General features: G+C 64.0%; 21 protein-coding genes and 1 pseudogene. 13 read left to right on the top strand and 9 right to left on the bottom strand.

The features are described from left to right. Nucleotides 1-2: 2 nt before the first annotated feature. The 6 genes from urtD (at nucleotide 3) to ureC (ending at nucleotide 5,054) form a co-directional block, all read left to right on the top strand. On the top strand, nucleotides 3-755 hold the full coding sequence (gene urtD, locus RHPLAN_RS27610; protein WP_068025002.1) for an urea ABC transporter ATP-binding protein UrtD: 753 nt from the start codon (nucleotides 3-5) through the stop codon (nucleotides 753-755). Nucleotides 756-893: 138 nt separating this feature from the next. Beyond that, nucleotides 894-1,589 (top strand): urea ABC transporter ATP-binding subunit UrtE, encoded by a 696-nt coding sequence (urtE, locus tag RHPLAN_RS27605; protein ID WP_068024999.1) that lies wholly within the window; start codon nucleotides 894-896, stop codon nucleotides 1,587-1,589. Nucleotides 1,590-1,596: 7 nt separating this feature from the next. Then, complete coding sequence (locus RHPLAN_RS27600) at nucleotides 1,597-2,421, top strand: urease accessory protein UreD (RefSeq protein ID WP_068024996.1); 825 nt, start codon at nucleotides 1,597-1,599, stop codon at nucleotides 2,419-2,421. A 22-nt stretch (nucleotides 2,422-2,443) separates the two neighbouring features. Continuing rightward, nucleotides 2,444-2,746 carry an urease subunit gamma gene (locus RHPLAN_RS27595; protein ID WP_068024992.1) on the top strand — a complete coding sequence of 101 codons (303 nt, stop codon included), beginning with the start codon at nucleotides 2,444-2,446 and terminating at the stop codon, nucleotides 2,744-2,746. Nucleotides 2,747-2,756: 10 nt separating this feature from the next. Then, on the top strand, nucleotides 2,757-3,062 hold the full coding sequence (locus RHPLAN_RS27590; RefSeq protein WP_068024989.1) for an urease subunit beta: 306 nt from the start codon (nucleotides 2,757-2,759) through the stop codon (nucleotides 3,060-3,062). 282 nt (nucleotides 3,063-3,344) lie between these two features. After that, complete coding sequence (ureC, locus tag RHPLAN_RS27585) at nucleotides 3,345-5,054, top strand: urease subunit alpha (RefSeq protein WP_068024986.1); 1,710 nt, start codon at nucleotides 3,345-3,347, stop codon at nucleotides 5,052-5,054. A 15-nt stretch (nucleotides 5,055-5,069) separates the two neighbouring features. On the opposite strand, the gene RHPLAN_RS27580 is transcribed toward ureC, so the two are convergent. Beyond that, nucleotides 5,070-5,504, bottom strand: a complete 435-nt coding sequence (locus tag RHPLAN_RS27580; RefSeq protein WP_084245643.1) for a DUF2147 domain-containing protein — start codon at nucleotides 5,502-5,504, stop codon at nucleotides 5,070-5,072. A gap of 190 nt (nucleotides 5,505-5,694) precedes the next feature. Between RHPLAN_RS27580 and RHPLAN_RS27575 the strand changes: the two genes are divergently transcribed. Genes RHPLAN_RS27575 through ureG form a run of 3 tightly spaced genes read left to right on the top strand, consistent with a single transcriptional unit; the run spans nucleotide 5,695 to nucleotide 7,470 of the window. Continuing rightward, the gene (locus tag RHPLAN_RS27575) at nucleotides 5,695-6,165 is read left to right on the top strand and encodes an urease accessory protein UreE (protein ID WP_068024980.1); all 471 of its coding nucleotides are present in this window, start codon (nucleotides 5,695-5,697) and stop codon (nucleotides 6,163-6,165) included. Next, nucleotides 6,143-6,853 carry an urease accessory protein UreF gene (locus RHPLAN_RS27570; RefSeq protein ID WP_068024976.1) on the top strand — a complete coding sequence of 237 codons (711 nt, stop codon included), beginning with the start codon at nucleotides 6,143-6,145 and terminating at the stop codon, nucleotides 6,851-6,853. The genes RHPLAN_RS27575 and RHPLAN_RS27570 overlap by 23 nt, the downstream gene beginning before the upstream one ends. Then, nucleotides 6,850-7,470 carry an urease accessory protein UreG gene (gene ureG / locus RHPLAN_RS27565; protein ID WP_068024972.1) on the top strand — a complete coding sequence of 207 codons (621 nt, stop codon included), beginning with the start codon at nucleotides 6,850-6,852 and terminating at the stop codon, nucleotides 7,468-7,470. Before RHPLAN_RS27570 ends, ureG begins: the two co-directional genes overlap by 4 nt. Before the next feature lie 763 nt (nucleotides 7,471-8,233). On the opposite strand, the gene RHPLAN_RS27560 is transcribed toward ureG, so the two are convergent. Then, nucleotides 8,234-9,025, bottom strand: a complete 792-nt coding sequence (locus RHPLAN_RS27560) for an enoyl-CoA hydratase-related protein (RefSeq protein WP_068031932.1) — start codon at nucleotides 9,023-9,025, stop codon at nucleotides 8,234-8,236. Nucleotides 9,026-9,182: 157 nt separating this feature from the next. On the opposite strand from RHPLAN_RS27560, the gene RHPLAN_RS27555 reads away from it, so the two are divergent. Further along, nucleotides 9,183-10,154, top strand: coding sequence for a Bug family tripartite tricarboxylate transporter substrate binding protein (locus RHPLAN_RS27555; RefSeq protein WP_068024970.1), 972 nt, complete (start codon nucleotides 9,183-9,185; stop codon nucleotides 10,152-10,154). 23 nt (nucleotides 10,155-10,177) lie between these two features. Here RHPLAN_RS27555 and RHPLAN_RS38590 read toward each other — a convergent pair. After that, nucleotides 10,178-10,321 (bottom strand): annotated as a pseudogene (locus tag RHPLAN_RS38590) (IS5/IS1182 family transposase); the annotation flags it as partial. A gap of 252 nt (nucleotides 10,322-10,573) precedes the next feature. Here RHPLAN_RS38590 and RHPLAN_RS38585 point away from each other — a divergent pair. Further along, nucleotides 10,574-11,449, top strand: coding sequence for a LysR family transcriptional regulator (locus RHPLAN_RS38585; protein ID WP_198164522.1), 876 nt, complete (start codon nucleotides 10,574-10,576; stop codon nucleotides 11,447-11,449). Between the two features lie 331 nt (nucleotides 11,450-11,780). Here RHPLAN_RS38585 and RHPLAN_RS27550 read toward each other — a convergent pair whose 3' ends face one another. The 3 genes from RHPLAN_RS27550 to RHPLAN_RS27540 all read right to left on the bottom strand — a co-directional run bounded on the left by RHPLAN_RS27550 (nucleotide 11,781) and on the right by RHPLAN_RS27540 (nucleotide 14,772). Then, the gene (locus RHPLAN_RS27550; RefSeq protein ID WP_068024968.1) at nucleotides 11,781-13,106 is read right to left on the bottom strand and encodes a TRAP transporter large permease; all 1,326 of its coding nucleotides are present in this window, start codon (nucleotides 13,104-13,106) and stop codon (nucleotides 11,781-11,783) included. After that, nucleotides 13,103-13,639, bottom strand: a complete 537-nt coding sequence (locus RHPLAN_RS27545; RefSeq protein WP_068031929.1) for a TRAP transporter small permease — start codon at nucleotides 13,637-13,639, stop codon at nucleotides 13,103-13,105. Before RHPLAN_RS27545 ends, RHPLAN_RS27550 begins: the two co-directional genes overlap by 4 nt. A 128-nt stretch (nucleotides 13,640-13,767) precedes the next feature. After that, complete coding sequence (locus RHPLAN_RS27540) at nucleotides 13,768-14,772, bottom strand: TRAP transporter substrate-binding protein (RefSeq protein ID WP_068024965.1); 1,005 nt, start codon at nucleotides 14,770-14,772, stop codon at nucleotides 13,768-13,770. 175 nt (nucleotides 14,773-14,947) lie between these two features. Between RHPLAN_RS27540 and RHPLAN_RS27535 the strand changes: the two genes are divergently transcribed. Next, on the top strand, nucleotides 14,948-16,249 hold the full coding sequence (locus RHPLAN_RS27535) for an amidase (RefSeq protein ID WP_084245639.1): 1,302 nt from the start codon (nucleotides 14,948-14,950) through the stop codon (nucleotides 16,247-16,249). 171 nt (nucleotides 16,250-16,420) lie between these two features. Here RHPLAN_RS27535 and RHPLAN_RS27530 read toward each other — a convergent pair whose 3' ends face one another. The 3 genes from RHPLAN_RS27530 to RHPLAN_RS27520 all read right to left on the bottom strand — a co-directional run bounded on the left by RHPLAN_RS27530 (nucleotide 16,421) and on the right by RHPLAN_RS27520 (nucleotide 19,772). Further along, nucleotides 16,421-17,800, bottom strand: a complete 1,380-nt coding sequence (locus RHPLAN_RS27530; RefSeq protein WP_068024959.1) for an oligosaccharide flippase family protein — start codon at nucleotides 17,798-17,800, stop codon at nucleotides 16,421-16,423. A gap of 15 nt (nucleotides 17,801-17,815) precedes the next feature. After that, nucleotides 17,816-18,811: a glycosyltransferase family 2 protein gene (locus RHPLAN_RS27525; RefSeq protein WP_084245637.1), complete on the bottom strand. Its 996-nt coding sequence runs from the start codon at nucleotides 18,809-18,811 to the stop codon at nucleotides 17,816-17,818. A gap of 283 nt (nucleotides 18,812-19,094) precedes the next feature. Beyond that, nucleotides 19,095-19,772, bottom strand: a complete 678-nt coding sequence (locus RHPLAN_RS27520; RefSeq protein ID WP_198164521.1) for a MarR family winged helix-turn-helix transcriptional regulator — start codon at nucleotides 19,770-19,772, stop codon at nucleotides 19,095-19,097. A gap of 77 nt (nucleotides 19,773-19,849) precedes the next feature. Here RHPLAN_RS27520 and RHPLAN_RS27515 point away from each other — a divergent pair, with 77 nt between their 5' ends. After that, entirely contained in the window at nucleotides 19,850-21,100 is a 1,251-nt protein-coding gene (locus RHPLAN_RS27515) for an ABC transporter substrate-binding protein (RefSeq protein ID WP_068024956.1), read from the top strand. The last annotated feature ends 109 nt before the right edge of the window (nucleotides 21,101-21,209 follow it).

Raw genomic sequence — 21,209 nt, 5'->3', positions numbered from 1 at the left:
CGATGGAGCCGAAAACCACATCCTTGCTCTATCTCAGCGGCGTCAACGTGTCGTTCGACGGCTTCCGCGCCCTGAACAACCTGTCGCTCGCGGTCGAGCCCGGCGAGATGCGCGCCATCATAGGCCCGAACGGCGCCGGCAAGACCACCATGATGGACGTCGTCACCGGCAAGACGCGGCCCGACGACGGCGATGTCTTTTTCGAAGGCGGCGCTCATGACCTCTCGACACTCGACGAGACCGAGATCGCGACGCTCGGCATCGGCCGCAAGTTCCAGAAGCCGACCGTGTTCGAAATGCACACCGTCGAGGACAACTTGCTGCTGGCGCTGAAGAACGACCGGCGGCCGCGCGCCACCATGCGCTGGCGCGAGACGGCGGACGAGATGACGCGGATCAACCGGATCCTCGACACCATTCGTCTCAAGACGGAGCGGTCTCGCCCGGCCGGCAGCTTGGCGCACGGCCAGAAACAGTGGCTCGAGATCGGCATGCTGCTGGCGCAGGAGCCGAAGCTGCTCCTGGTCGACGAGCCGGTTGCCGGCATGACGGATCACGAGACGCGGCAGACCGCCGAATTGCTGAAGGAAATCAACCGCGACAAGAGCGTGATCGTGGTCGAGCACGACATGACCTTCGTGCGCGAGCTTGGCGTCAAGGTCACGTGCCTGCACGAAGGCACCGCGATCGCCGAGGGCACCATCGATCAGGTGTCGTCGAACGAGCGCGTCATCGAAGTTTATCTGGGACGATAATGCAAAGTTCTCTCAACGAGTCATTCCGGGGCGCTCGCGTAGCGAGCGAACCCGGAATCCAGACAAGCAAAGACTTCCTGTGTATCTGGATTCCGGGTTCGCGCCTTCGGCGCGCCCCGGAATGACCGGGGGCTAACGATGCTTGAGGTCAAATCCGTCGACTTGCACTACGGCGCGGCGCAGGCTTTGCGTGGCGTGTCCCTGCATGCCGAGGTCGGCGAGGTGACCTGCGTGCTGGGGCGAAACGGCGTCGGCAAGACCAGCCTGCTCGACGCTCTGGCCGGCCAGCAGCCGGTGAGCGGTGGTTCCATCATCTGGGAAGGCGAGGATATCACCAAGCTCAAGCCTTATGAGCGCGCGCGGCGCGGGATCGCTTATGTGCCGCAGGGCCGCGAGATTTTTTCGCTGCTCACGGTTGAAGAAAACCTCAAGACCGGATTTGCGCCGCTCAAGCGCGGCGACCGCGACATTCCCGACGACGTGTACAGCCTGTTCCCGGTGCTCAAGGACATGCTGCACCGGCGCGGCGGCGACCTGTCGGGCGGCCAGCAGCAGCAACTCGCCATCGGCCGCGCGCTGGTGATGCGGCCGAGGCTTCTCCTGCTCGACGAGCCGACCGAAGGCATTCAGCCATCGATCATCAAGGATATCGGCCGCGCCATCACCTATCTGCGCTCGCTCGGCAAGATTGCCATCGTGCTGGTGGAGCAATATCTGGACTTCGCGAGCGAACTGGGCGACCGTTTCGAGGTGATGGATCGCGGCGCCGTCGTCTACAGCACCTGGCGCGCCGCGATGGACGAGTCCGCGCTGAAGAAGGCGCTGGCGATCTGAGGATCAGATGGTGGCGCACGCAGCGGCTTCGCGCGAGGTATTTGCGGCCAACCGCGCCGCGGGCCGCATCGCGCTGTCTGTTGCCGCGCAAGGCGGCGTGACGCGCCGCCGCGAGGTCTACGAGGACGGCCCGCTGCGCGTGCGCTTTCCCAACGTCTCGGGCAATACGCTTGAGGCGATGATCGTTAACACGGCGGGCGGCATCGCCGGCGGCGATCGCCACGACCTCGAAATGTCGGCCGGCGAGGGCGCATCGCTGACCGTGACCACGGCTGCGGCCGAGAAGGTCTATCGCGCGATCGAGCCGGACGCGGAAATCGCCGTGAAGCTCACCGCCGCGGCGAATGCGCGGCTCAACTGGCTGCCGCAGGAGACGATCCTGTTCGACCGCGCACGGCTGTCGCGCCGGATCGAGGTCGAACTCGACGACAAAGCGACATTGCTGATGGCCGAGGCGGTCGTATTCGGCCGCACCGCGATGGGCGAGGCCATGGAGGAAGGCGCCTTCACCGATTGCTGGCGCGTGCGCCGCGGCGGACGGCTGGTCTTCGCCGAAACCGTGCGGCTCGAAGGAGCGATTGCGAAGCGGCTCAATGAGCCCGCCGTGACCGGTGGCGGGGTTGCCATCGCAACGGTGCTGTCCGTGCCTGGCGACGAGGCCGCGGTCGATCGCGTCCGCGCGCAAACCTTCTGCGGCGAAGTCGGCGTGTCGGCCTGGAACGGTCTTGCTGTGGCGCGGCTCTGCGCCAAGGATGGCGCAAGCTTGCGCCGCGATCTGGCAGCCGTGGCCGGCGCTTTTGCCGGCGCGTTGCCGCGGCTGTGGCTCAACTGAAGTGCGTTCCGGGGACTGATCGATGAATCTGACGCCGCGCGAGAAAGACAAGCTGTTGATCGCCATGGCCGCCATCGTGGCGCGCAAACGGCTCGATCGCGGCGTCAAGCTCAATCATCCCGAGGCCATAGCGCTGATCACCGACTTCATCCTCGAAGGCGCGCGCGACGGCCGCACCGTCGCCGAGCTGATGGCCGCGGGCGCGGGCGTCTTGCGCCGCGATCAGTGCATGGAAGGGATTCCCGAGATGATCCATGACATCCAGGTCGAGGCGACGTTTCCCGACGGCACCAAGCTCGTCACCGTGCACGAACCCATTCGATGAGGCCACGCGCATGATCCCCGGCGAAATGCTCATCAAGGACGGCGACATCGAGCTGAACAAGGGTCGCAAGACTCTGACGCTGACGGTCGCCAACACCGGCGATCGTCCCATTCAGGTCGGCTCGCACTACCATTTCTTCGAAACCAATCCGGCGCTGAAGTTCGACCGCAAGAAGGCGCGCGGCATGCGGCTTAACATTCCGGCCGGCACTGCAGTGCGCTTCGAGCCGGGCCAGTCGCGCGACGTTACGCTGGTGGCGCTCGCGGGCAAGCGGACGATCTATGGCTTCCGCCAGGACGTCATGGGCAAGCTGTGATGATGCATGCCGCAAAACGCATGACGGGCGGGCTTGCGCCCACCCGTCACGTTCACAGCGCTGCTACCCGCTGCTGGGAAACCAGGATCAGACCGGCGCCTTGGCGCGACGCTGGTAGCAGGATCAGCACCGAGGTCCGTCTGGTCTTGGTGATCCTCGTGTCTGGCGGAGCCATTCGCGAGTGATCTGGGTTTGAGGATACGCTTCGCTGTGTTGGGTGCAACGAAAAGCGCGTTGCGCACAGGGCCGGTGCATAAGATTGGGGACGAGGGCTAAAACATCATGTCTTTCAAGATCGAGCGTCGTGCTTACGTCGACATGTTCGGCCCCACCACGGGCGATCGGGTCAGGCTTGCTGACACGGATCTTTTCATCGAGGTCGAGAAGGATTTCACCACTTACGGCGAAGAGGTGAAGTTCGGCGGCGGCAAGGTGATCCGCGACGGCATGGGCCAGTCGCAGATCACCAACAAGCGCGGCGCGGTCGACACCGTGATCACCAACGCGCTGATCGTCGATCATTGGGGCATCGTCAAAGCCGATGTCGGTTTGAAAGACGGCCACATCCATTCGATCGGCAAGGCCGGCAATCCGGATATCCAGCCGGGCGTGACCATCATCATCGGTCCAGGCACCGAGGTGATCGCGGGCGAAGGAAAAATCCTCACCGCCGGCGGCTTCGACACGCACATCCATTTCATCTGTCCGCAGCAGGTCGACGACGCGCTGATGTCGGGCGTCACGTCGCTGCTCGGCGGCGGCACCGGGCCGGCCCACGGCACCTTCGCGACCACCTGCACGCCGGGGCCGTGGCACATCGCGCGCATGATCCAGGCGGCGGATGCGTTCCCGGTCAATCTCGGCTTCGCCGGCAAGGGCAACGCATCGCTCCCCGGCGCGCTGGAAGAGATGGTCAAGGCCGGCGCCTGCGCGCTCAAGCTGCACGAGGATTGGGGCACGACGCCCGCCGCGATCGACTGCTGCCTGTCGGTTGCCGAGGGTCACGACGTGCAGGTGATGATCCACACCGACACATTGAATGAAAGCGGCTTCGTCGAGGACACCATCAAGGCGTTCAAGGGCCGCACCATCCATGCCTTTCACACCGAAGGCGCGGGCGGCGGACACGCGCCTGACATCATCAAGGTCGCGGGCTTGAAGAACGTGCTACCGTCGTCGACCAATCCGACGCGGCCGTTCACCCGCAACACCATCGACGAGCATCTCGACATGCTGATGGTGTGCCACCATCTCGATCCGTCGATCGCGGAAGACCTGGCGTTCGCCGAGAGCCGCATCCGCAAGGAAACCATCGCGGCGGAAGACATTCTCCACGATATCGGCGCGCTGTCGATGATGTCATCGGACTCGCAGGCGATGGGCCGGCTCGGCGAGGTGATCATCCGCACCTGGCAGACCGCGGACAAGATGAAGAAGCAGCGCGGCCCGCTGAAGGAAGAGAAGGGCGACAACGACAACGTCCGGGTCAGGCGCTACATCGCCAAATACACCATCAACCCGGCCATCGCGCACGGCGTGTCGAAGCACATCGGCTCCATCGAGAAGGGCAAGCTCGCTGACCTCGTGCTGTGGTCGCCGGCGTTCTTCGGCGTGAAGCCCGACTGCATCATCAAGGGCGGCTCGATCGTCGCGGCGCCGATGGGCGATCCGAACGCCTCGATCCCGACGCCGCAGCCGGTGCACTACCGGCCGATGTTCGGCGCTTTCGGCAAGGCGCTCACGGCGTCATCGCTGGTGTTCGTGTCGAAGGCCGCGGTGCGAGGCAAGCTTGGCGACAAGCTCGGCGTCGAGAAAAAGCTCGTCGCCGTCGAGCATACCCGCGACATCGGCAAGAAAAGCATGGTGCACAACGGCGCCATGCCGGACATCAAAGTCGATCCGGAGACCTACGAGGTGACAGCCGATGGCGAGTTGCTCACCTGCGCGCCGGCCGAGGTGCTGCCAATGGCGCAGCGCTACTTCCTGTTCTGACGCGGAGCCTGCGTGCTACTCGACCTTGCGCCACAATTCCTTGCCGCAAACCGAGCCGGAGCACCCTTGGATTTCAAGATATTCGTCAGGGCGCAACGTGATCTTGGCCGGATAGGTATTCCCGTCGTCGGTGCTGTAGATCGGTCCGCTGTAGGCGCCGTTGTTGTCCGGCGTCATGGCGAAGATGCGCAGCCCCATGACCTTGCGGCCGCGCTTGCTCGGATCGGGGTTCCGCATGTCGATCGGCGCTTCGCCCGTCGTCGGATCGACCGGGTCTCTCAGCCACACGATCGTACCGCACATGCCGGTGCCGCACTTGGCGATGCGGATATGCGCGTCGCCGTTCTGGGTCAGCCACGTGCCGGTCGGCTCGGCCGCCTGCGCCGCCGAGATCGCGCCAAGCGCCAAACAAAGTGCCGCGCAAGCAGAACGAAAGGCACGCAGAATCATGGCTGTTCCAGGATGATTGAACTGGGAATTGCGGGGCGGTCATTCCTACCCGGTGCGGGTGGAGGGTCAACCCATCCGAAGGTGGATGCAGTAACAAACGGTTGTTTTTGCTCGAATTGTGTCGGTCCGGCACCGCCACACGCCGTGCTAGGCTGCGATATGATGATCTCCGGGCTGAATTCCAAGTCATATGGGCGCTGATTCGGCATCCGTGAAGCGCGGCTGGGCGGTCCGCCGCGCGGGCTTCTGGGACCCGGCGAGCGCCGCCGACGTCGTCGTGCTCGAAGCCTCCGACCGGCATCGCCGGCGCATCCGGCTTCACGGCCAGCGCGGCACCGACTTCCTGCTCGACCTCGACGAGGTGGTCGCGTTGCGCGACGGCGACGGCATCATGCTCGACGACGGCGGCATCGTGCTGGTGACCGGGCAAGCCGAGCCGCTCGCCGAGATCGCAGCGCGCACGCCGTTGGAATTCGTCCGGCTCGCCTGGCACCTCGGCAATCGTCACACCGATGTGCAGATCGCAGGCGCGCGCTTGCGCATCCGTCGCGATCACGTGTTGGAAGAAATGGTCGCGGGGCTCGGCGCGAAGGTGACAACGATCGACGCACCGTTCGATCCGGAACCCGCCGCGCCGCATGGTCACGGTCGCCATGACTGATCGACCCGCGAACTCTGCCGCGCTGTACCGCTTGATGGCCTGGCTGTCGCCGTCCTATCCGGTCGGCGCCTTCTCCTATTCCAGCGGTATCGAGTGGGCCGTGGAGACGGGCGACATCAAGGATGCCGCAAGCCTCAAGCGCTGGCTCGCGGTGGTGATCGGCGAGGGCGGCGGCTTTTGTGACGCGGTGTTCTTCGTGCATGCCTATCGGTCATTGGCTGACAGCGGGGACGACGCGCTGCGCGCCGTCGCCGAACTGGCCGCGGCGTTTGCGCCGTCGAAAGAGCGTCATCTGGAGACGACCGCGCAGGGTGCGGCTTTCATCGCGGCAACGAAAGCGGCTTGGCCGTGCGACGCGCTGGAACGGCTCGCCGCGGCCTGGGATGGGCCAGTGGCCTATCCTGTGGCGGTCGGCGCGATCGCCGCCGGGCACGGCATCGCGCTGGAGGCAGCACTCCATGCCTATCTCCATGCCGTAACCGCGAACCTGATTTCGGCGGGCGTCCGGCTCATTCCGCTCGGCCAGAGCGACGGCCAGCGGGTTCTGGCCGCGCTCGAGCCCGTGGTCGAAGCCACCGCCCTGAAGGCGCTTGCCACGCCACTCGATCAAGTCGGCAGCGCCGCGTTCCGGGCCGATCTGGCAAGCCTGTTGCATGAAACCCAATACACGAGGCTGTTTCGCTCATGACGAAGTCCTTGAATGGTCCCTTGCGCGTCGGTGTCGGCGGCCCGGTCGGCTCCGGCAAGACCGCGCTGATGGATGCGCTGTGCAAGCGGCTGCGCGAGCGGTTCGAGATCGCCGCCATCACCAACGACATCTATACGAAGTGGGACGCCGAATATCTGGTGCGCTCCGGCGCGCTTGCGCCCGATCGCATCGCCGGTGTTGAGACCGGCGGCTGCCCGCACACCGCGATCCGCGAGGACGCGTCGATCAATCTCGCCGCGGTGTCGGAGATGCGAAAGAAGTTTCCCGATCTCGATCTGGTGCTGATCGAGTCCGGCGGCGACAATCTCGCCGCGACGTTCTCGCCGGAGCTTGCCGATCTCACGATCTATGTCATCGACGTTGCGGCCGGCGACAAGATTCCGTCGAAGGGCGGGCCCGGCATCACGCGCTCGGATTTGCTGGTGATCAACAAGACCGATCTCGCGCCATATGTAGGCGCCTCGCTCGAGGTGATGCAGCGCGACGCCAGGAAGATGCGCGGCGCACGGCCGTTCGTGATGACCAATCTGCGCTCGGGTGATGGTGTTGCGGAGATCGCGAGCTTCATCGAGCAGAAGGGCGGGTTGGGTGTTTAGCTTCGGCGTGATCCAAACTTCGTCACTCGGACGGTTCGTGGACCACATTTCCATCACCAAAGGCGGTCGTCACCCCCGGGCTTGACCCGGGAGTCCATACGGTGACGCAACGATGCGCGCTCGTACGACTGCCTTCGCCGCAGCCGCTCATGGATTGCCGGGTCAAGCCCGGCAATGACACCACCTGAGGGCCAGGGGTGGGGATCACTGATTCACATGTCAAACAGCCCGCGCTCGCGCGCGTCGTCTCAGCATTGGTACAGGCGTGATTCATCGGCCCCTTCAAAGCAGGCGCGGGGCCAGCGCCTCTGTTCTTCCTCGTCCCTCACATGCGTGAGGGCGCGGAGCGCCGGTTGGCGCTACGTGGTCGTCGGCACCTTGGGAGGTGCCGCGGGCTTTGCGAAGCCCGCTCGCCTCCCGGCGCTCCACTTGTGGCGATTTATTGCGAGGCCACCGTTCGAGATTCGATCGGACCGGCTGGGCTCTCACCCACCATGCTCCAGGGGGCATTTGCGCCCGCTTTCACCCGACCGCGCCCTGCCACTGAAGGCGGCCCCCTCATCGGGGACGGACGATGACCTCACACCCTGGGACGTGGTCACGAGCCACGCCTGCAGGCGCCACAACCCGCTCCGCCAAATAGACGTCTCTAGATGACGCCCTCAGTGAACGAGGCAGAATCGCGTCTAAACGTGATTTGCGAGAATGCAAAGTGAAAATAATAAGAAGACCGCTGTTGCAAGCGCCTGCGTGTCAGGCTCGCCTAGCGTTCGCCCGTGAACGCCGGCTTGCGCTTGTCGAGGAACGCGTGCACCGCGCCTTTGTAATCCTGCGTGCTGCCGGCCTCGCGCTGCAGCCTGGCTTCAAGATCGAGCTGCGCAGCCAGATCGTTGCCTTCGGCGGCGTCGAGCGCGCGCTTGATGAGATCGTAGGCCACGGTCGGGCCGCGTGCGAATTCCGCGCAAAGCTTCTCGGCCTCGATCATCAGCGTCGCGTCGTCGATCGCCTTCCAGATCAGGCCCCATTGCTCGGCCTTCTCGGCGGTGAGCGGCTCGGCGAGCAGCGCCAGGCCGCGCGCCCGCGCTTGCCCGACGAGCCGCGGCAACAGCCACGTGCCGCCGGCATCGGGAACCAGACCGATGCGCGCGAACACCTGCGTGAAGGTCGCGGACCGCGCCGCGAGCACCACGTCGCAGGCCAGCGCCACGTTGAGGCCCGCGCCGGCCGCGATGCCGTTGACGGCGCACACGACCGGAAACGGCAGCGCACGAATTTTCAGGATCAGCGGGTTGAAATATTTCTTCAGCCCTTCGCCCGGCACCACGACTTCGCCGGACGGCAGCACGCGCTCGTTCAAATCCTGACCCGAGCAAAACGCGCGGCCCGAGCCGGTGAAAAGCAGCGCGCGGCAGCTTTTGTCGTTCTCCGCCTCGGCGATCGCGGCTGCCAAGGCCTGATGCATCGGGACCGTGAAGGCGTTGAGCCGCTGCGGGCGGTTGAGTGTGACCACGCGGTATCCATCACGCCTCTCGACCAGGATCGGATTCTCGTCCACGCGCATCTCCTTCGAAATCAGGCCGTCGCACTATGGGGAATTTTGTCATGGAAGTGGAGGGCGCGAGGCCGCGCGCTGGTAAATTCCCGTTATACCTCTTTCCCGTTGCGGAGCGGTTCGGCTAGCATCCTGCAAAACGATCAGGGATGGGACGCTCATGAAACCTTCGCGCCGGAATTTCCTTCATCTCGCGGCGGCCGGGCTCTCGCTGCCGGCACTGTCGCGATCCGCGTGGGCGCAGAGCTACCCGACGCGGCCGGCGCGCCTCGTCGTTCCGTTTCCGCCGGGCCAGGCGACCGACACGGTCGGGCGCCTGATCGGACAATCGCTGACGGAGCGGCTTGGCCAGGGGTTCGTGATCGAAAACCGGACCGGGGCCGGCGGCACCATCGGCACCGAAGCGGTCGCGCACGCGGCCCCGGACGGCTACACGCTGTTGCTGAACGGACTGTCGGGCGCGTTCAACGCGACGCTTTACCGAAAACCCGATTTCGATTTTCTACGAGATCTCACGCCGGTCGCCAGTATCGGCGGCGGCCCCTATGTGATGATGATCAATCCGTCGGTTCCCGCCAAAACGGTTCCGGAGTTCATCGCCTATGCCAAGGCCAACCCGGGCAAGCTCAACATGGGATCGTCCGGCAACGGGTCCGTCTCGCATGTCTTCGGCGAGCTCTTCAAAATGGAAACCGGCATCGAGCTGGTTCACGTTCCGAGTCGCGGCGGCTACATCACCGATCTGATCGGCGGACAAACGCAGGTCGTGTTCGGCACCATTGCGGCGTCCATCACCCTGATCAACGCGGGCAAGCTGCGCGCACTCGCGGTGACGACGGCGGCTCGCGCCGCGGCCATGCCGGACGTCCCCGCCATCGGTGAATCCGTGCCGGGCTATGACGGGAGCCAGTGGTACGGCATCTGTGCTCCCAAGGACACGCCTGCGGCCATCGTCGACAAGCTCAACGGCGAGATCAATGCTGCCTTGGGCGATGCCAATTTGAAAGCGCGACTCGCAGATCTCGGGGTGGACCCGATGCCGGCGACTCCCGCCGGCTTTGGAAAGTTCATGGCGGTCGAAACCGAGAAGTGGGCCAAGGTCATCCGCACGGCCAAACTCCAGGCGGGCTAGGACGTGGACTCATTAACGCGCAGTCACAGCCGGATTGATGCAAGCTGGACGAAAGCGAGGTAGTTCGCCGCGAGCTTGTCGTAGCGCGTAACGATCCGACGACAGTGCTTGATCTTTTTGAAGAACCGCTCGACTAAGTTGCGAGCGCGGTAGAGATAGAGACTGAAGCAGATTGGCAGGTACGTCATTTGATGCAGTAGTGGAAAAAGTCATGTAACGAGTTGCAGATAAGAAGTGATTAGCTCACTCTAAACTGGGTTGCCTAACCAAGCATCGATCAGCAGCGTCGAGCAGCGATGCCGGGCATACCCCATGGAAGTCGACGCATCGCACATGCAAAAAAATGTGTTCGAACGTGCCTCGCATGGTCGATGCGGAGCATCGGGCTGACACGGGCTGTCGATATAACAGGACATCGCGTGCAACGACGTCACGAGCCGCACAACATACCAATCGAAACCCTTCGATCGCTTGTCACCATCACTGAAGCGGGAAGCTTCACCGCCGCCGCAGTAGCTCTCAGCGTCACTCAGTCGGCGATCAGCGCTCAGATTAAGCGTTTAGAGTTTCTGTCCGGCGGAGCGTTGTTCGTCAAAGGCACCGCCACCCTGACGGAGAAGGGTCGCTTCGTCGTTGAGTACGCGCATCGGATTCTCGCCCTCAACGATCAAATAATTTCGGCGGGTGGAAAGAATGGAAATCAACTTCGAATCGGAATTCCCGCTTTGTATGCGGGGACCTTGCTTCGGCAGATATTCAACGCCTGTCGTTACGGCGTAGAAGACATCGCTTATTATAGTGACACCTCTCCGAATCTCACCAAGCGCTTTTCATCAGGTCATCTAGATATCGTGGTCGCTTTTGCTTTGTCCGTACCGGAGAAGGCAACTAGATGGTGGGAAGAGACCTTGGTTTGGGTTTGCGCAGCCGACTTCAAGCCAACGCCTGGTTCACCACTGCCTTTTCTAAGTTTTCCCGGATGTGTTCAAGACGACCTCGCGCGCAGGGCATGCCAACAAGCCGGAACCAAATACGATATTGTATTCACCGCAACAGATCATGCCTCACATTTCGAAGCCATCCGTTCAGGTATGGGATGCCGTGCCTTTGTCGAACGAGCTATCCCGCCGGACGTAAATATAATGCGCAACAGTTTTCTGCCGAAGTTGCCGCCGTGCTATTCAGCAATCTTTGCGAAGGATGACGGAGACGACGAGCGGATTGGTGGTGTCGTTCGTCGTCTAGAAGATTTACTTGCACCGGCCGAACACCGGGAGGGTGGGCTAAAAAAGTGAAGTCGACGGCTTGACGTCCTGGGGGCTGGCGTCTGGCTCTCCTATTTTCCGGTTCGTATTCAGCCCGGCTGGCAACGAACGCCATCGGAAGGATACAGCAGCTAATCGTGTGGGGCCGAAGAGTTGATCGAATGATGTCCGCTTTCGGGCACTGAGCCGACAGCGCGCGATTGATGATCTACGTCAGCGTTTGTGAAGGTTTTCGGATACCGGCCCGATGACGGCGGCGCGGCATGCTCCGAGGCCGGCGTCCGAAAACCTTCACAATCGCGGACATCGCGCCGGGTTTATGAGTACACAGCCTAAATCCGGCCGCGAGACTGGTGGCGCGTCAGAGCATGCCGAGCATCCGCGGTAGCCACAGCGACAACTCCGGGATGTAGGTTACCATCACCAGGAAGATCAGCATGGTGAGCAGCCACGGCCACACCGCGATGGTGAGCTCGGTGATGCCCATCTTGGCGACGCCGGAGGCGACATAAAGATTGAGGCCGACCGGCGGATGGCACAGCCCGACCTCCATGTTGACGGTCATCAGGATGCCGAGATGCACCGGGTTGATGCCGAGGCTGACCGCGACCGGAAACAGAATCGGCGCGGTGATCAGCACGATCGACGACGGCTCCATCACGTTGCCGGCGACCAGCAGCAGGATGTTGACGAACAGCAGGAACTCGATCCAGGTGAATCCCGACGACGCGACCCAGCTGATCATGCGCTGCGGGATCTGCTCGCTGGTCATCAGGAACGAGAACAGCACAGCGTTGGTGACGATGTAGAGGATCATCGCGCTCATGTTGGCCGAGCCGAGCAGCACGCGCGGCACATCCTTGAGCGTCATGTCCTTGTAGACGAACACTGCGATGACGAAGGCATAGACGGCGCTGACGGCGGCGGCCTCGGTCGGCGTGAAGGCGCCGGTGTAGATGCCGCCCAGCACGATGACGATCAGCAGCAGGCCCCAGATCGACTCGCGGAAGGCCTTGAAGCACTCGCCCCAGGTCGCCTTCGGCATCCGCGGATAGTCGTTCTTCCAGGCGCGGTAGAACGTCGTCGCCCCGAGCATGGACGCGAGCATCAGACCCGGAACGACGCCCGCCATGAACAACTGGCCGACCGACGCCGACAGCACGCGCTTGCCTTCCGGATCGAGCGCGATGCTGCCGCCGGTCGCGACCGCATAGATCACCATCACGATCGACGGCGGAATGAGGATGCCGAGCGCGCCCGACGTCGCGATCACGCCGGCGCCGAAGCGCTTCGGAAAGCCCTGCGCCACCATGGCCGGCATCACGATCGCGCCGATGGCGACGACGGTTGCGGGCGAGGAGCCGGAGATCGCGGCGAACAGCGCGCACGCCATCACGCCGGCAAGGCCGAGCCCGCCATACCAGTGGCCGATCATGGTGGTGGCAAAGGCGATCATGCGCCGCGCCACGCCGCCATGGGTGAGGAAGTTGCCGGCCAGGATGAAGAACGGGATCGCCATGATCTCGAAGTTCTCGATCCCGGTGAACAGCTTCAGCGCCACCGCCTCGATCGGCACCTGCGTCATGGTGAACAGGAAGGTCAGCACCGTGAGGCCGAGCGCGATCGAGACCGGCATGCCGGTCAGCATCAGGAAGATCAGCAGCCCGAAGATCAGCAGCGAATTCATCGCGCCGCCCCCGCAGGCGAGGGAGGCTGCGCGTCCGGCGTCTGGTCGATCTCGACGCCCTCGACGCGGCTCTCGTCGTGGTGCGGCAACTCGCCGGTCTTCCAGAACGCCCAGGCGACCTGCAGGAAGCGGAAGCACATCAGGTAGGAGCCGGCCGGAATGGCCGAGAACACGATCCAGCGCGGCGCCTCGAGATCGGCGGTGACCTGGCCGGTCTCATAGAGCTCCATCACGAACTTCAACCCCATGGTGCCGATCACCGCGGTGAACAGCACCCCGCATAGTAGCGAGAACAGCACCACCGGTTTCCGGTGCGCGGGGCTGAGATAATTGACCAGCACGTCGACGCCGACATGGATGCCGGTGCGCACGCCATAGGCGGCGCCGAACTTCGCCATCCAGACGAACATGTAGATGCAGAGCTCCTGGGCCCAGGAGATGTGCAGCTGGATGAAATAGGGATAGAGGAACGGCACGCCGGTGCCGTAGCGATGGACCACCGCGACAAAGATCAGCAGCGTCGCCGCAGCCATCAGGCTGGCGATCAGGATTTCTTCAAGCCGGTCGAGGATGCGGAGGAGGAAGCGGCCCACGGGAGCGGTGCCTTTTGCAGGACGGGCGCCGGTTCAACCGGCGCCCGCAATCTCTGGTCAGGTTGTCGTCAGTGGGTGCCGCCGCCGCCAGCCTCTTTCTGGAATTCGGCGATGGTGTCCTTGCCGACGCGCGAGGCCATCTCGGTGTAGACGGGATCGAGCGCCTTGCGCCACTGCGCCTTCTGGTCGGCGGTCAATTCGACGATTTCGGTCTTGCCGGACTTGCGCATGGCTTCGAGCGCGTCGTCGTTTTCCTTCTGCGCGATGTCGTTGGTGTAGGTGGTCGCTTCCGCCATGGCCTTTTCCAGGCTCGCGCGGATGTCGGCCGGCAGGCCGTCCCAGAACTTCTTGTTGGTAATCACCGCATAGCCGACATAGCCGTGCTGCGAGCGCATGGTGTACTTCTGCACCTCATGCATTTTCTGGGTGTATTCGTTCGACGGCGGGTTCTCGGTGCCGTCGACGACGCCGGTCGAGAGCGCCTGATAGACCTCGGAGAAGGCCATCACCTGCGGGATCGCGCCGAGCGCGCGCATCTGCGCCTCCAGCACCTTCGACGACTGGATGCGCATCTTGAGGCCGCGGAAGTCGGCCGGCACGAGCAGCTTCTTGTTGGCGCTCATGTCCTTGAAGCCGTTGTCCCAGTAGGCGAGGCCGGTGATCTGCTTGGGCGCGAGCAGGCCGAGCAGCTTCTTGCCGAGCGGGCCGTCGGTGACTTTGCGGAGCGCCGCCTTGTCCGGCAGGATGTAGGGCAGATCGAACACTTCGAACTCGCGAACGCCGAGCGGGCCGAACTTGGCGAGCGAAGGCGCCAGCATCTGCACCGAGCCGAGCTGGAGCGCCTGAAGCTCCTCGTTGTCCTTGTAGAGCTGCGAGTTCGGATAGACTTCGACCGACACCTTGCCGTTGGTGTACTTCTCGGCCAGTTCCTTGAACTTCAGCGAACCCTTGCCCTTCGGCGTGTCGGGCGCGACGACGTGGCTGAACTTGATGACGATGGGGGACTGCGCGAAGGCAGGCCCTGAAAGTGCCAGAGCCAGAGCGGCGCCCATCAAAAGTGCGAAGCGTTTCATTGTTATCCTCCCGAATGAGGTTTGCGGCATTTTAGCCGAACGGTTTTGTAGAGCCATACGCATAAAGGTGCAGGCCGCTCGGCGCAAATGTCCAGCTAGCCATTACTGCGGTGCAGTAGAGACCGTGGTCGGCTGATGCTATGCATCGTCGGGAACCGAAGAGGGCTTCACCAATATGAGCAGAATGTCGTCGCGCGACCGTCTTGAACAGGCCCTGGCCCGGATCGCCGATCCGAAAGGAGAGGGCGCCCGCGCCTGTCTCACGGTCTATGCCGACAGCGCGAAGGCCGCCGCGGATGCGGCCGATGCCCGCACCAAGGCCGGCCAGCCGATCGGCCCGCTCGATGGCGTGATCGTCAGCATCAAAGACCTGTTCGACGTGAAGGGCGAAGTGACGCGGGCAGGCTCCAAGGTGCTGGTCTCCGAAGGCCTGGTCGCCAAGACCGATGCGCCGGTGATCGCGCGGCTCAAAGCCGCAGGCGCGGTGGTCGCGGCCAAGACCAACATGAGCGAGTTCGCCTTCTCGGGCGTCGGCGCCAATCCGCACTACGGTACGCCGGGCAATCCGTTCGACCGTGCACGCGTGCCAGGCGGCTCGACCTCGGGCGGCGCCGTCGCGGTCGCCGACGGCATGTGCGAGATCGCGATCGGCACCGACACCGGCGGCTCGACCCGCATTCCGGCCGCGCTGTGCGGCATCGTCGGCTGGAAGCCGAGCAAGCAACGGGTGCCGACCGACGGCGCGTTCCCGCTGTCATTTACGCTCGATTCCATCGGGCCCATGGCGAAAAGCGTGGCCGATTGCGCCTTGGCCGATGCCATCATGGCGGGCCAGAAGCCCGCCGCGGTCGAGCCGGCGTCGTTGTCGGGGCTTCGCTTCGGCATCTGGCATGGCGTGCCGTTCGATGGCGCCGACAGCACGGTCACGGCATCGTGGACCGCGGCGGTCGGACGTCTGACCAAGGCCGGCGTTAAGTTCTCCGACGAGACCATCGGACTGGTCGACGAGATGGCGCAGCTCAACGCCAAGGGCGGCTTCTCGCCGACCGAAGCCTTCGCGCTGCATCGCGAACGGCTCAAGCGCGACGGCGCCGGCATCGACTCCATGATCCGCGCCCGGATCGAGCGCGGCGGCACGGTGCCGGCGTATGACTATATCGACATGACGACCGGCCGCAGGCGGCTGGTGCAGGCGATGGATGCACGGTTCGATAACCTCGACGTGCTGGTGCTGCCGACGGTGCCGATCGTCGCGCCTAAGACCGCCGACATGGCCGTCGCCGACGAGTTCGGCCGCAAGAACGCGATGCTTCTTCGCAACACGTCGATGATCAACTTCTTCGACCTTTGCGCCATCTCGCTGCCGCTGCCTCGCGACGGCGGATTGTCGACCGGCCTGATGCTGGTCGGGCGCAATGGTTCGGACGCGAAGCTGTTCTCGATCGCCGCGGCGGTGGAGAAGCTGCTGGCGGGTTAGTCGCAACATCGGCGGTGAACTCCCTCTCCCAGCGGGGAGAGGATCGGGGTGAGGGGGCCTCACACTATCGATAGACCGTACCCCCTCACCCGGATCGCTTTCGCGATCCGACCTCTCCCCATGGGAGAGGTGAAGGGGCTGTGGCGCTACCGGCTTGGTTCGAGCTTTTCGCTAAGCGGTGACCGTCGCTCGCATCAGCGGAAACACGCAGGCATCCACGCCGAGGCGCTTGCGCACCAGGCGATAGAGCCACACGTTGCCGCCCAGCATCGCTGTGTAGGTGCCGATGGCGGCGCCGGTGATGCCCAGTGTCGGGATCAGCAGCAGGTTCAGAACGATGCTCGCCACCGCCGCGAAGGCGTAGACCCGCATCGTATCGCGGTGGTGCCCGGTCATGTTGAGCAGGTATTCGACCGGCAGCGTGGCCGAGCGCAGCACATGGCCGCAAAGAACCACCAGCATGGTCGGATAGCCGGCGCTGAAATCCGCGCCGAACAGCGACAGCAGGAACGGCCCGACACACGCCATGGCGATCGCCGCCATCAGCGAAGGCCAGAACATCATCTTCGCGACGCTGGACACGAACTTCTGCAGCTCCTGCGTCGTCCCGGTGCTGTGGATCTCGGCGAACTTCGGCACCGCGAGCGCAATCACCGAGAACGACACGAAGGCGACGAGGCCGCTCGTGCGGATCACCGCGAAGTACACCGCGACGCTGTGCGGATCGAGGAAACGGCCGATCAACAGGATGTCGGTGTTGTCGAGCAGCATGCGGAAGCCGTCGATCAGCAGGAAGCTGAGCGAGATGCCGACCCAATAGCGCGTGTGGCGCGCAGGCTTGGTGCCGGCGAGATGCGGCCGGGCGCCGAAATAGACCAGCAGCGCCTGCACCAGCGCCGCAACCGCGCAAGCCCCGATCAGGGCCCAGAGCGCCGTGACGGCGTCAGCCGCGCCGCCGAACAGCACCAGCCCGCCGACGAAGCTCATGATCAGGAAAGGACGAAGGATATAGCCCGGAATGTAGGCCACGTTCACCCAGCCGAAGGCACGCGCCGTGGCTTCGAGCTGATTGAGCAGCGTCCAGATCGGAACGCAGAGCAATCCGACCAGCAGCGGGACGACATAATAGGACTCGATGACGTTCCGGAGCGCAAAGACCAGGCCGATCCCCATCATTGAGCCGAGAACGCTCACGGTCAGCACGATCTTGTGGGACTGGAGCAGGAAGCCGGACAGCCGGTGAAGCCTCTTTCGCGCCAGATAGCTCGAGACAAAGCGCAGGCCAGACGACTGGAAGCCGGCCGAGAAGGCGAGCCCCAGCAGCGTGACGATGACAAGCACGTAGGCGTAGATGCCGAAATTGTGCGAGCCGAGCCAGCGCGCCAGCAGCACCATCGATGCGTAGGTGAGGCCTGCGCCCAACACGCGGATCGCAAGCACCTGCGCCGCGCTTTTGAGCATGGCGACCAGCTTGTGCTGCGACATCAGTAGCTGCGTGAGCCGCTGGAACAGGGATGACGGCACTTCGACAGGCGCTTCGACGACAGTCATGCGATGGCTTGCTCGTCAGAGTTCCAGGATGCGATCAGGGGCGAGGCGGCCTCGCAGCAGATCGGCGAGAGCGATCAGGTTGCCGTGCAGCCGGCCGCGGCGGTCGACATAGGGCTCCGGCCGGAGCGAGCGCAACGTGTTTGCGATGACGTTCTTGGTCGCGATCTCATAGAGAAAACGCGCCGGCACCGTGCCCTTCCGGGCGAGATAAACCGCGTTGGCGATCTGCGAATAGCCCAGCGTCAGTCCGTTGTGGCGGCCCTTCTTGTGGCCGAGATGCACGCCCCACAGCTCGTCCGCCTTCACGAACAATCCGCGCCGCTCGACCTGGCCGCGGAAATCGGAATCCTCATGCCAGGCGTAAAGCGGCAGCTTCTCGTCGAACACGATGTCGCGGATCGCCGAATAGCGATAAGCCATGTTGCAGCCGACATTGCTGCCATAGGCGAAATGCTGGTGCAGGGTGTCGCCGTGGTTTTGATCAAGGTCATGGATATGAACCATGGACTTGGCGTCGCCGAGCCCGATGCCTTCGGTGCGCGTGCCGTCCGCGAGCACGGTGCCGGTCACGCCGGCAACGTCCGGCCGCGTCTCGAAGATGTGGGCCATGCGCTCGAGCCAGAAACGCGACGGGACGAAATCGTCGTCGAAGAAGACGATGTTGGCGTAATGCGAGCCTGCGAGAAGCAGGCCGTCGTTGCGTTGGAACGTGGAGCCAGGACGGCCGATGCGGACCGTCAGGTTCTTCTGGCTCTGATCGAGCAGCGCGACGTCGTCGGGTGTCGATGCGACGATGAAAATGTGCTCCGGCGGGCGGGTCTGCTCGGCAAGCTGCTTCACCAGCGAATGGACGATGTCGGGCCGGCCGCGGGTGGAGACAATGACGGCCGTGCCTTGGCCCTGGGCTATGTTTGCGTTCTCGCGGTGCGCGGAGGCCTGACGGAAAAGCCCGTCCCCGGCGTCGATGGCCGTGCTCTGCTCTTCAAGCCGTGCTGGTTCAAATTGAAACATGACTGCTCCATATTCTGACCGGCAAGAATCCCTGTGTGGGACCGCAGCGGCGTCGCATGGTGAGAATGGCCGCTTTTCCCGCGCAAAATCCGGTTTCATTGCCGTTTACCAATTGCACGCCCCGCTTGATCGACCGAGGTGGTGCAGCCTCCGTGCCAAGGCGTTGCGCAGGCGGGACGCGGGCCTAGCTCAATGGCGGAGCGCTATCTTTCCATGAGGCGAGATGAGGGGGCGGAATTCCGTCCGCCCGCAGCACTCTTCAACCCTTCCGGCTTTTCAATCGTCAGCGGCGCGCGTCGAAGCCGCGCAGCGCTTCCATGATCCGTGCATGATTGGTGGTGCCGAGCCGCTGCGTCAGGTTCGCTTCGTGCAACTCGGCGAGCGTCGTGGCGCGTTTGAGCAGGGCCTGTCCCGCCGAGGTCAGCTGCAAGGCGTGCGAGCGGCGGTCGTTCGGCGAGTCGAGCCGCTGCGTCAGTCCACGCTTCTCCAGCCGGTGGAGCAGCCGCACCAAGCGGGCACGCTCGATGCCCAGAAACTGCGCCACGTCCGCCTGGGACAGGCCGCGGTTGGCGCCGATCACCGCCAGCACCGAATATTGTGCCGGGCGCAGATCAAGGCCGGCGAGGGTCTTGATGAAATCCTGAAACACCCAGACTTGAACCCGGCGCAGGAAGTAGCCGAGGTGGCCGTCGAGCACGCCGAGGTTCAGCACCTTTTCGCCACCGGGGGCAGGGGCAGCCTTGCCATTCGCAGCGGGCCTGCCATTCAAGGCAGGCTTGGCGGCCGACAATTCCGATTTCTTCACCGCTGCCGTCCGACCGGCCATGGCACGCACTCCCGGCTCCGCGCGGCGTCGTATCGCAGCGCGGCTCTTGCTTTCATGTTGACGGGAATTGTTGTCGTGAGCAACAATATCGTGGTCCGCACGTCGTTGCCGCCTGCCGGCCGTGAGCCATTGCATAGCGGGCTCCGACATAAGAACAATGCGGACGAAGCGTCGGATGCCGCGAGGCTTCCGCACCAGAGGGGAGAGCCAGGATGAGCCGCAAGCCGTTTCAGGATTCCGCACTTGGCGGAAACTCCATCACCCGCCGCGCCTTCACGGCCGGCGCCGCCGCTGCCTCGCTGGTCGCGTCTCCGGCCATTCTTCGGGCGCAAGGCGGCGCGCTGAAGGTCGGCGTGCTGCTGCCGCGCTCGGGCGCTCAGGCTGGAATAGGCCAGGACTGCTTCCGCGGCGTCGAGCTCGCGGCGCCGATCTTCAAGGAGCTCGGCCTGCCCGAGCTTCAGATCATGAACGCCGACACCGAGACCAACGTCGAGGTGGCGCGGGCGCGCGCCGAGAAACTGATCGCCGACGGCGCGCAGCTTCTGGTCGGGGCCTTCGACTCCGGACAGAGCTCGGCGATCGCCCAGGTGGCGGAGCAGAAGGGCATTCCCTTCGTCATCAACATCGCGGCGGCCCCGCCGATCACCGAGCAGGGCTACAAGTTCGTGTTCCGCAACTTCCCGACCGGACCGGTGATCCTGGCCGACGCCTTCACCAACCAGAAGGAGATTTTCGCGGCGACCGGCTCGGCGCCGAAGTCGGTCGCGTTTCTGTGCTGCAACGACACCTTCGGCACCTCGATGCTCAATGCGATCCCGAACGTGCTGCCGAAGTTCGACATGCCGTACAAGATCATCGAGCAGATCACCTACGATCCGACGGCACGCGATCTGTCGGTCGAGGTGACCAAGGCCAAGGCGAGCGGCGCCGAAGGGCTTCTGGTCGTGAGCCGCCTCAACGACGCGATCCTCTTGACGCGCGAACTGGTCAAGCAGCGCTGGTCGCCGATGGCGATCCTGAGCATGGGACCCGGCTGGTACGAGGACCAGTACTTCAAGACGCTCGGCAAGCTGTCCGACGGGCCGCTGAGCTTCGTGCCCTGGTACGATCCGACCAAGAAGCTGACCAAGCGGCTCGAAGGCGAACTCGGAAAGAAATTCCCGGGCGTCAACCTCAACACCAACCACGTCTATACGTTCGAGGCGCTGCTGGTCGCGGCCGACGCCTACAAGCGCGCCAAGTCGACCGATCCGCATGCGCTCGCCGACGCGATCCGCTCAACCAACATCACCGACAATGTCAGCACCGGGCCGGGCATCCAGTTCAACGCCAAGGGTCAGAACGACAAGCTGAAAAACTCCGCCATTCAGAACCGCGGCGGCAAGCTCGTCACCGTGGCGCCGAAGGCCGCGGCCAACGCGAAGGTTGAGTGGCCGCTGAAGCCCTACGACAAAAGGAGCTGACGGCCGCTCTTGATTGTCCGGCTCCCGCATAGCATGACGGCTGTGCCGGAGCCGGTTCATGTCCGGCGGCCATGTGCGCTACGGGGGCGCGCATATCCACGCATAAGCT

This window comes from Rhodoplanes sp. Z2-YC6860 (genome assembly GCF_001579845.1).
In the GTDB taxonomy this organism is placed as follows: domain Bacteria; phylum Pseudomonadota; class Alphaproteobacteria; order Rhizobiales; family Xanthobacteraceae; genus Z2-YC6860.
Note: the sequence above shows the minus strand (reverse complement) of the source record. Positions and strands in the feature narration are given on the sequence as shown.

Excerpts from the sequence above, each read along its gene's own strand:
- RHPLAN_RS27575 (WP_068024980.1), top strand. The coding sequence starts at position 5,695 with ATGGGCGCTGATTCGGCATCCGTGAAGCGCGGCTGGGCGGTCCGCCGC.
- RHPLAN_RS27555 (WP_068024970.1), top strand. The coding sequence starts at position 9,183 with ATGAAACCTTCGCGCCGGAATTTCCTTCATCTCGCGGCGGCCGGGCTC.
- RHPLAN_RS27600 (WP_068024996.1), top strand. The coding sequence starts at position 1,597 with ATGGTGGCGCACGCAGCGGCTTCGCGCGAGGTATTTGCGGCCAACCGC.
- ureC (WP_068024986.1), top strand. The coding sequence starts at position 3,345 with ATGTCTTTCAAGATCGAGCGTCGTGCTTACGTCGACATGTTCGGCCCC.
- RHPLAN_RS27590 (WP_068024989.1), top strand. The coding sequence starts at position 2,757 with ATGATCCCCGGCGAAATGCTCATCAAGGACGGCGACATCGAGCTGAAC.
- RHPLAN_RS27525 (WP_084245637.1), bottom strand. The coding sequence starts at position 18,811 with ATGTTTCAATTTGAACCAGCACGGCTTGAAGAGCAGAGCACGGCCATC.
- RHPLAN_RS27545 (WP_068031929.1), bottom strand. The coding sequence starts at position 13,639 with ATGGCTGCGGCGACGCTGCTGATCTTTGTCGCGGTGGTCCATCGCTAC.
- RHPLAN_RS27550 (WP_068024968.1), bottom strand. The coding sequence starts at position 13,106 with ATGAATTCGCTGCTGATCTTCGGGCTGCTGATCTTCCTGATGCTGACC.
- RHPLAN_RS27595 (WP_068024992.1), top strand. The coding sequence starts at position 2,444 with ATGAATCTGACGCCGCGCGAGAAAGACAAGCTGTTGATCGCCATGGCC.
- RHPLAN_RS27540 (WP_068024965.1), bottom strand. The coding sequence starts at position 14,772 with ATGAAACGCTTCGCACTTTTGATGGGCGCCGCTCTGGCTCTGGCACTT.
- RHPLAN_RS27520 (WP_198164521.1), bottom strand. The coding sequence starts at position 19,772 with ATGCAATGGCTCACGGCCGGCAGGCGGCAACGACGTGCGGACCACGAT.
- urtE (WP_068024999.1), top strand. The coding sequence starts at position 894 with ATGCTTGAGGTCAAATCCGTCGACTTGCACTACGGCGCGGCGCAGGCT.
- RHPLAN_RS27535 (WP_084245639.1), top strand. The coding sequence starts at position 14,948 with ATGAGCAGAATGTCGTCGCGCGACCGTCTTGAACAGGCCCTGGCCCGG.
- RHPLAN_RS27515 (WP_068024956.1), top strand. The coding sequence starts at position 19,850 with ATGAGCCGCAAGCCGTTTCAGGATTCCGCACTTGGCGGAAACTCCATC.
- ureG (WP_068024972.1), top strand. The coding sequence starts at position 6,850 with ATGACGAAGTCCTTGAATGGTCCCTTGCGCGTCGGTGTCGGCGGCCCG.
- RHPLAN_RS27570 (WP_068024976.1), top strand. The coding sequence starts at position 6,143 with ATGGTCACGGTCGCCATGACTGATCGACCCGCGAACTCTGCCGCGCTG.
- urtD (WP_068025002.1), top strand. The coding sequence starts at position 3 with ATGGAGCCGAAAACCACATCCTTGCTCTATCTCAGCGGCGTCAACGTG.
- RHPLAN_RS27530 (WP_068024959.1), bottom strand. The coding sequence starts at position 17,800 with ATGACTGTCGTCGAAGCGCCTGTCGAAGTGCCGTCATCCCTGTTCCAG.
- RHPLAN_RS27580 (WP_084245643.1), bottom strand. The coding sequence starts at position 5,504 with ATGATTCTGCGTGCCTTTCGTTCTGCTTGCGCGGCACTTTGTTTGGCG.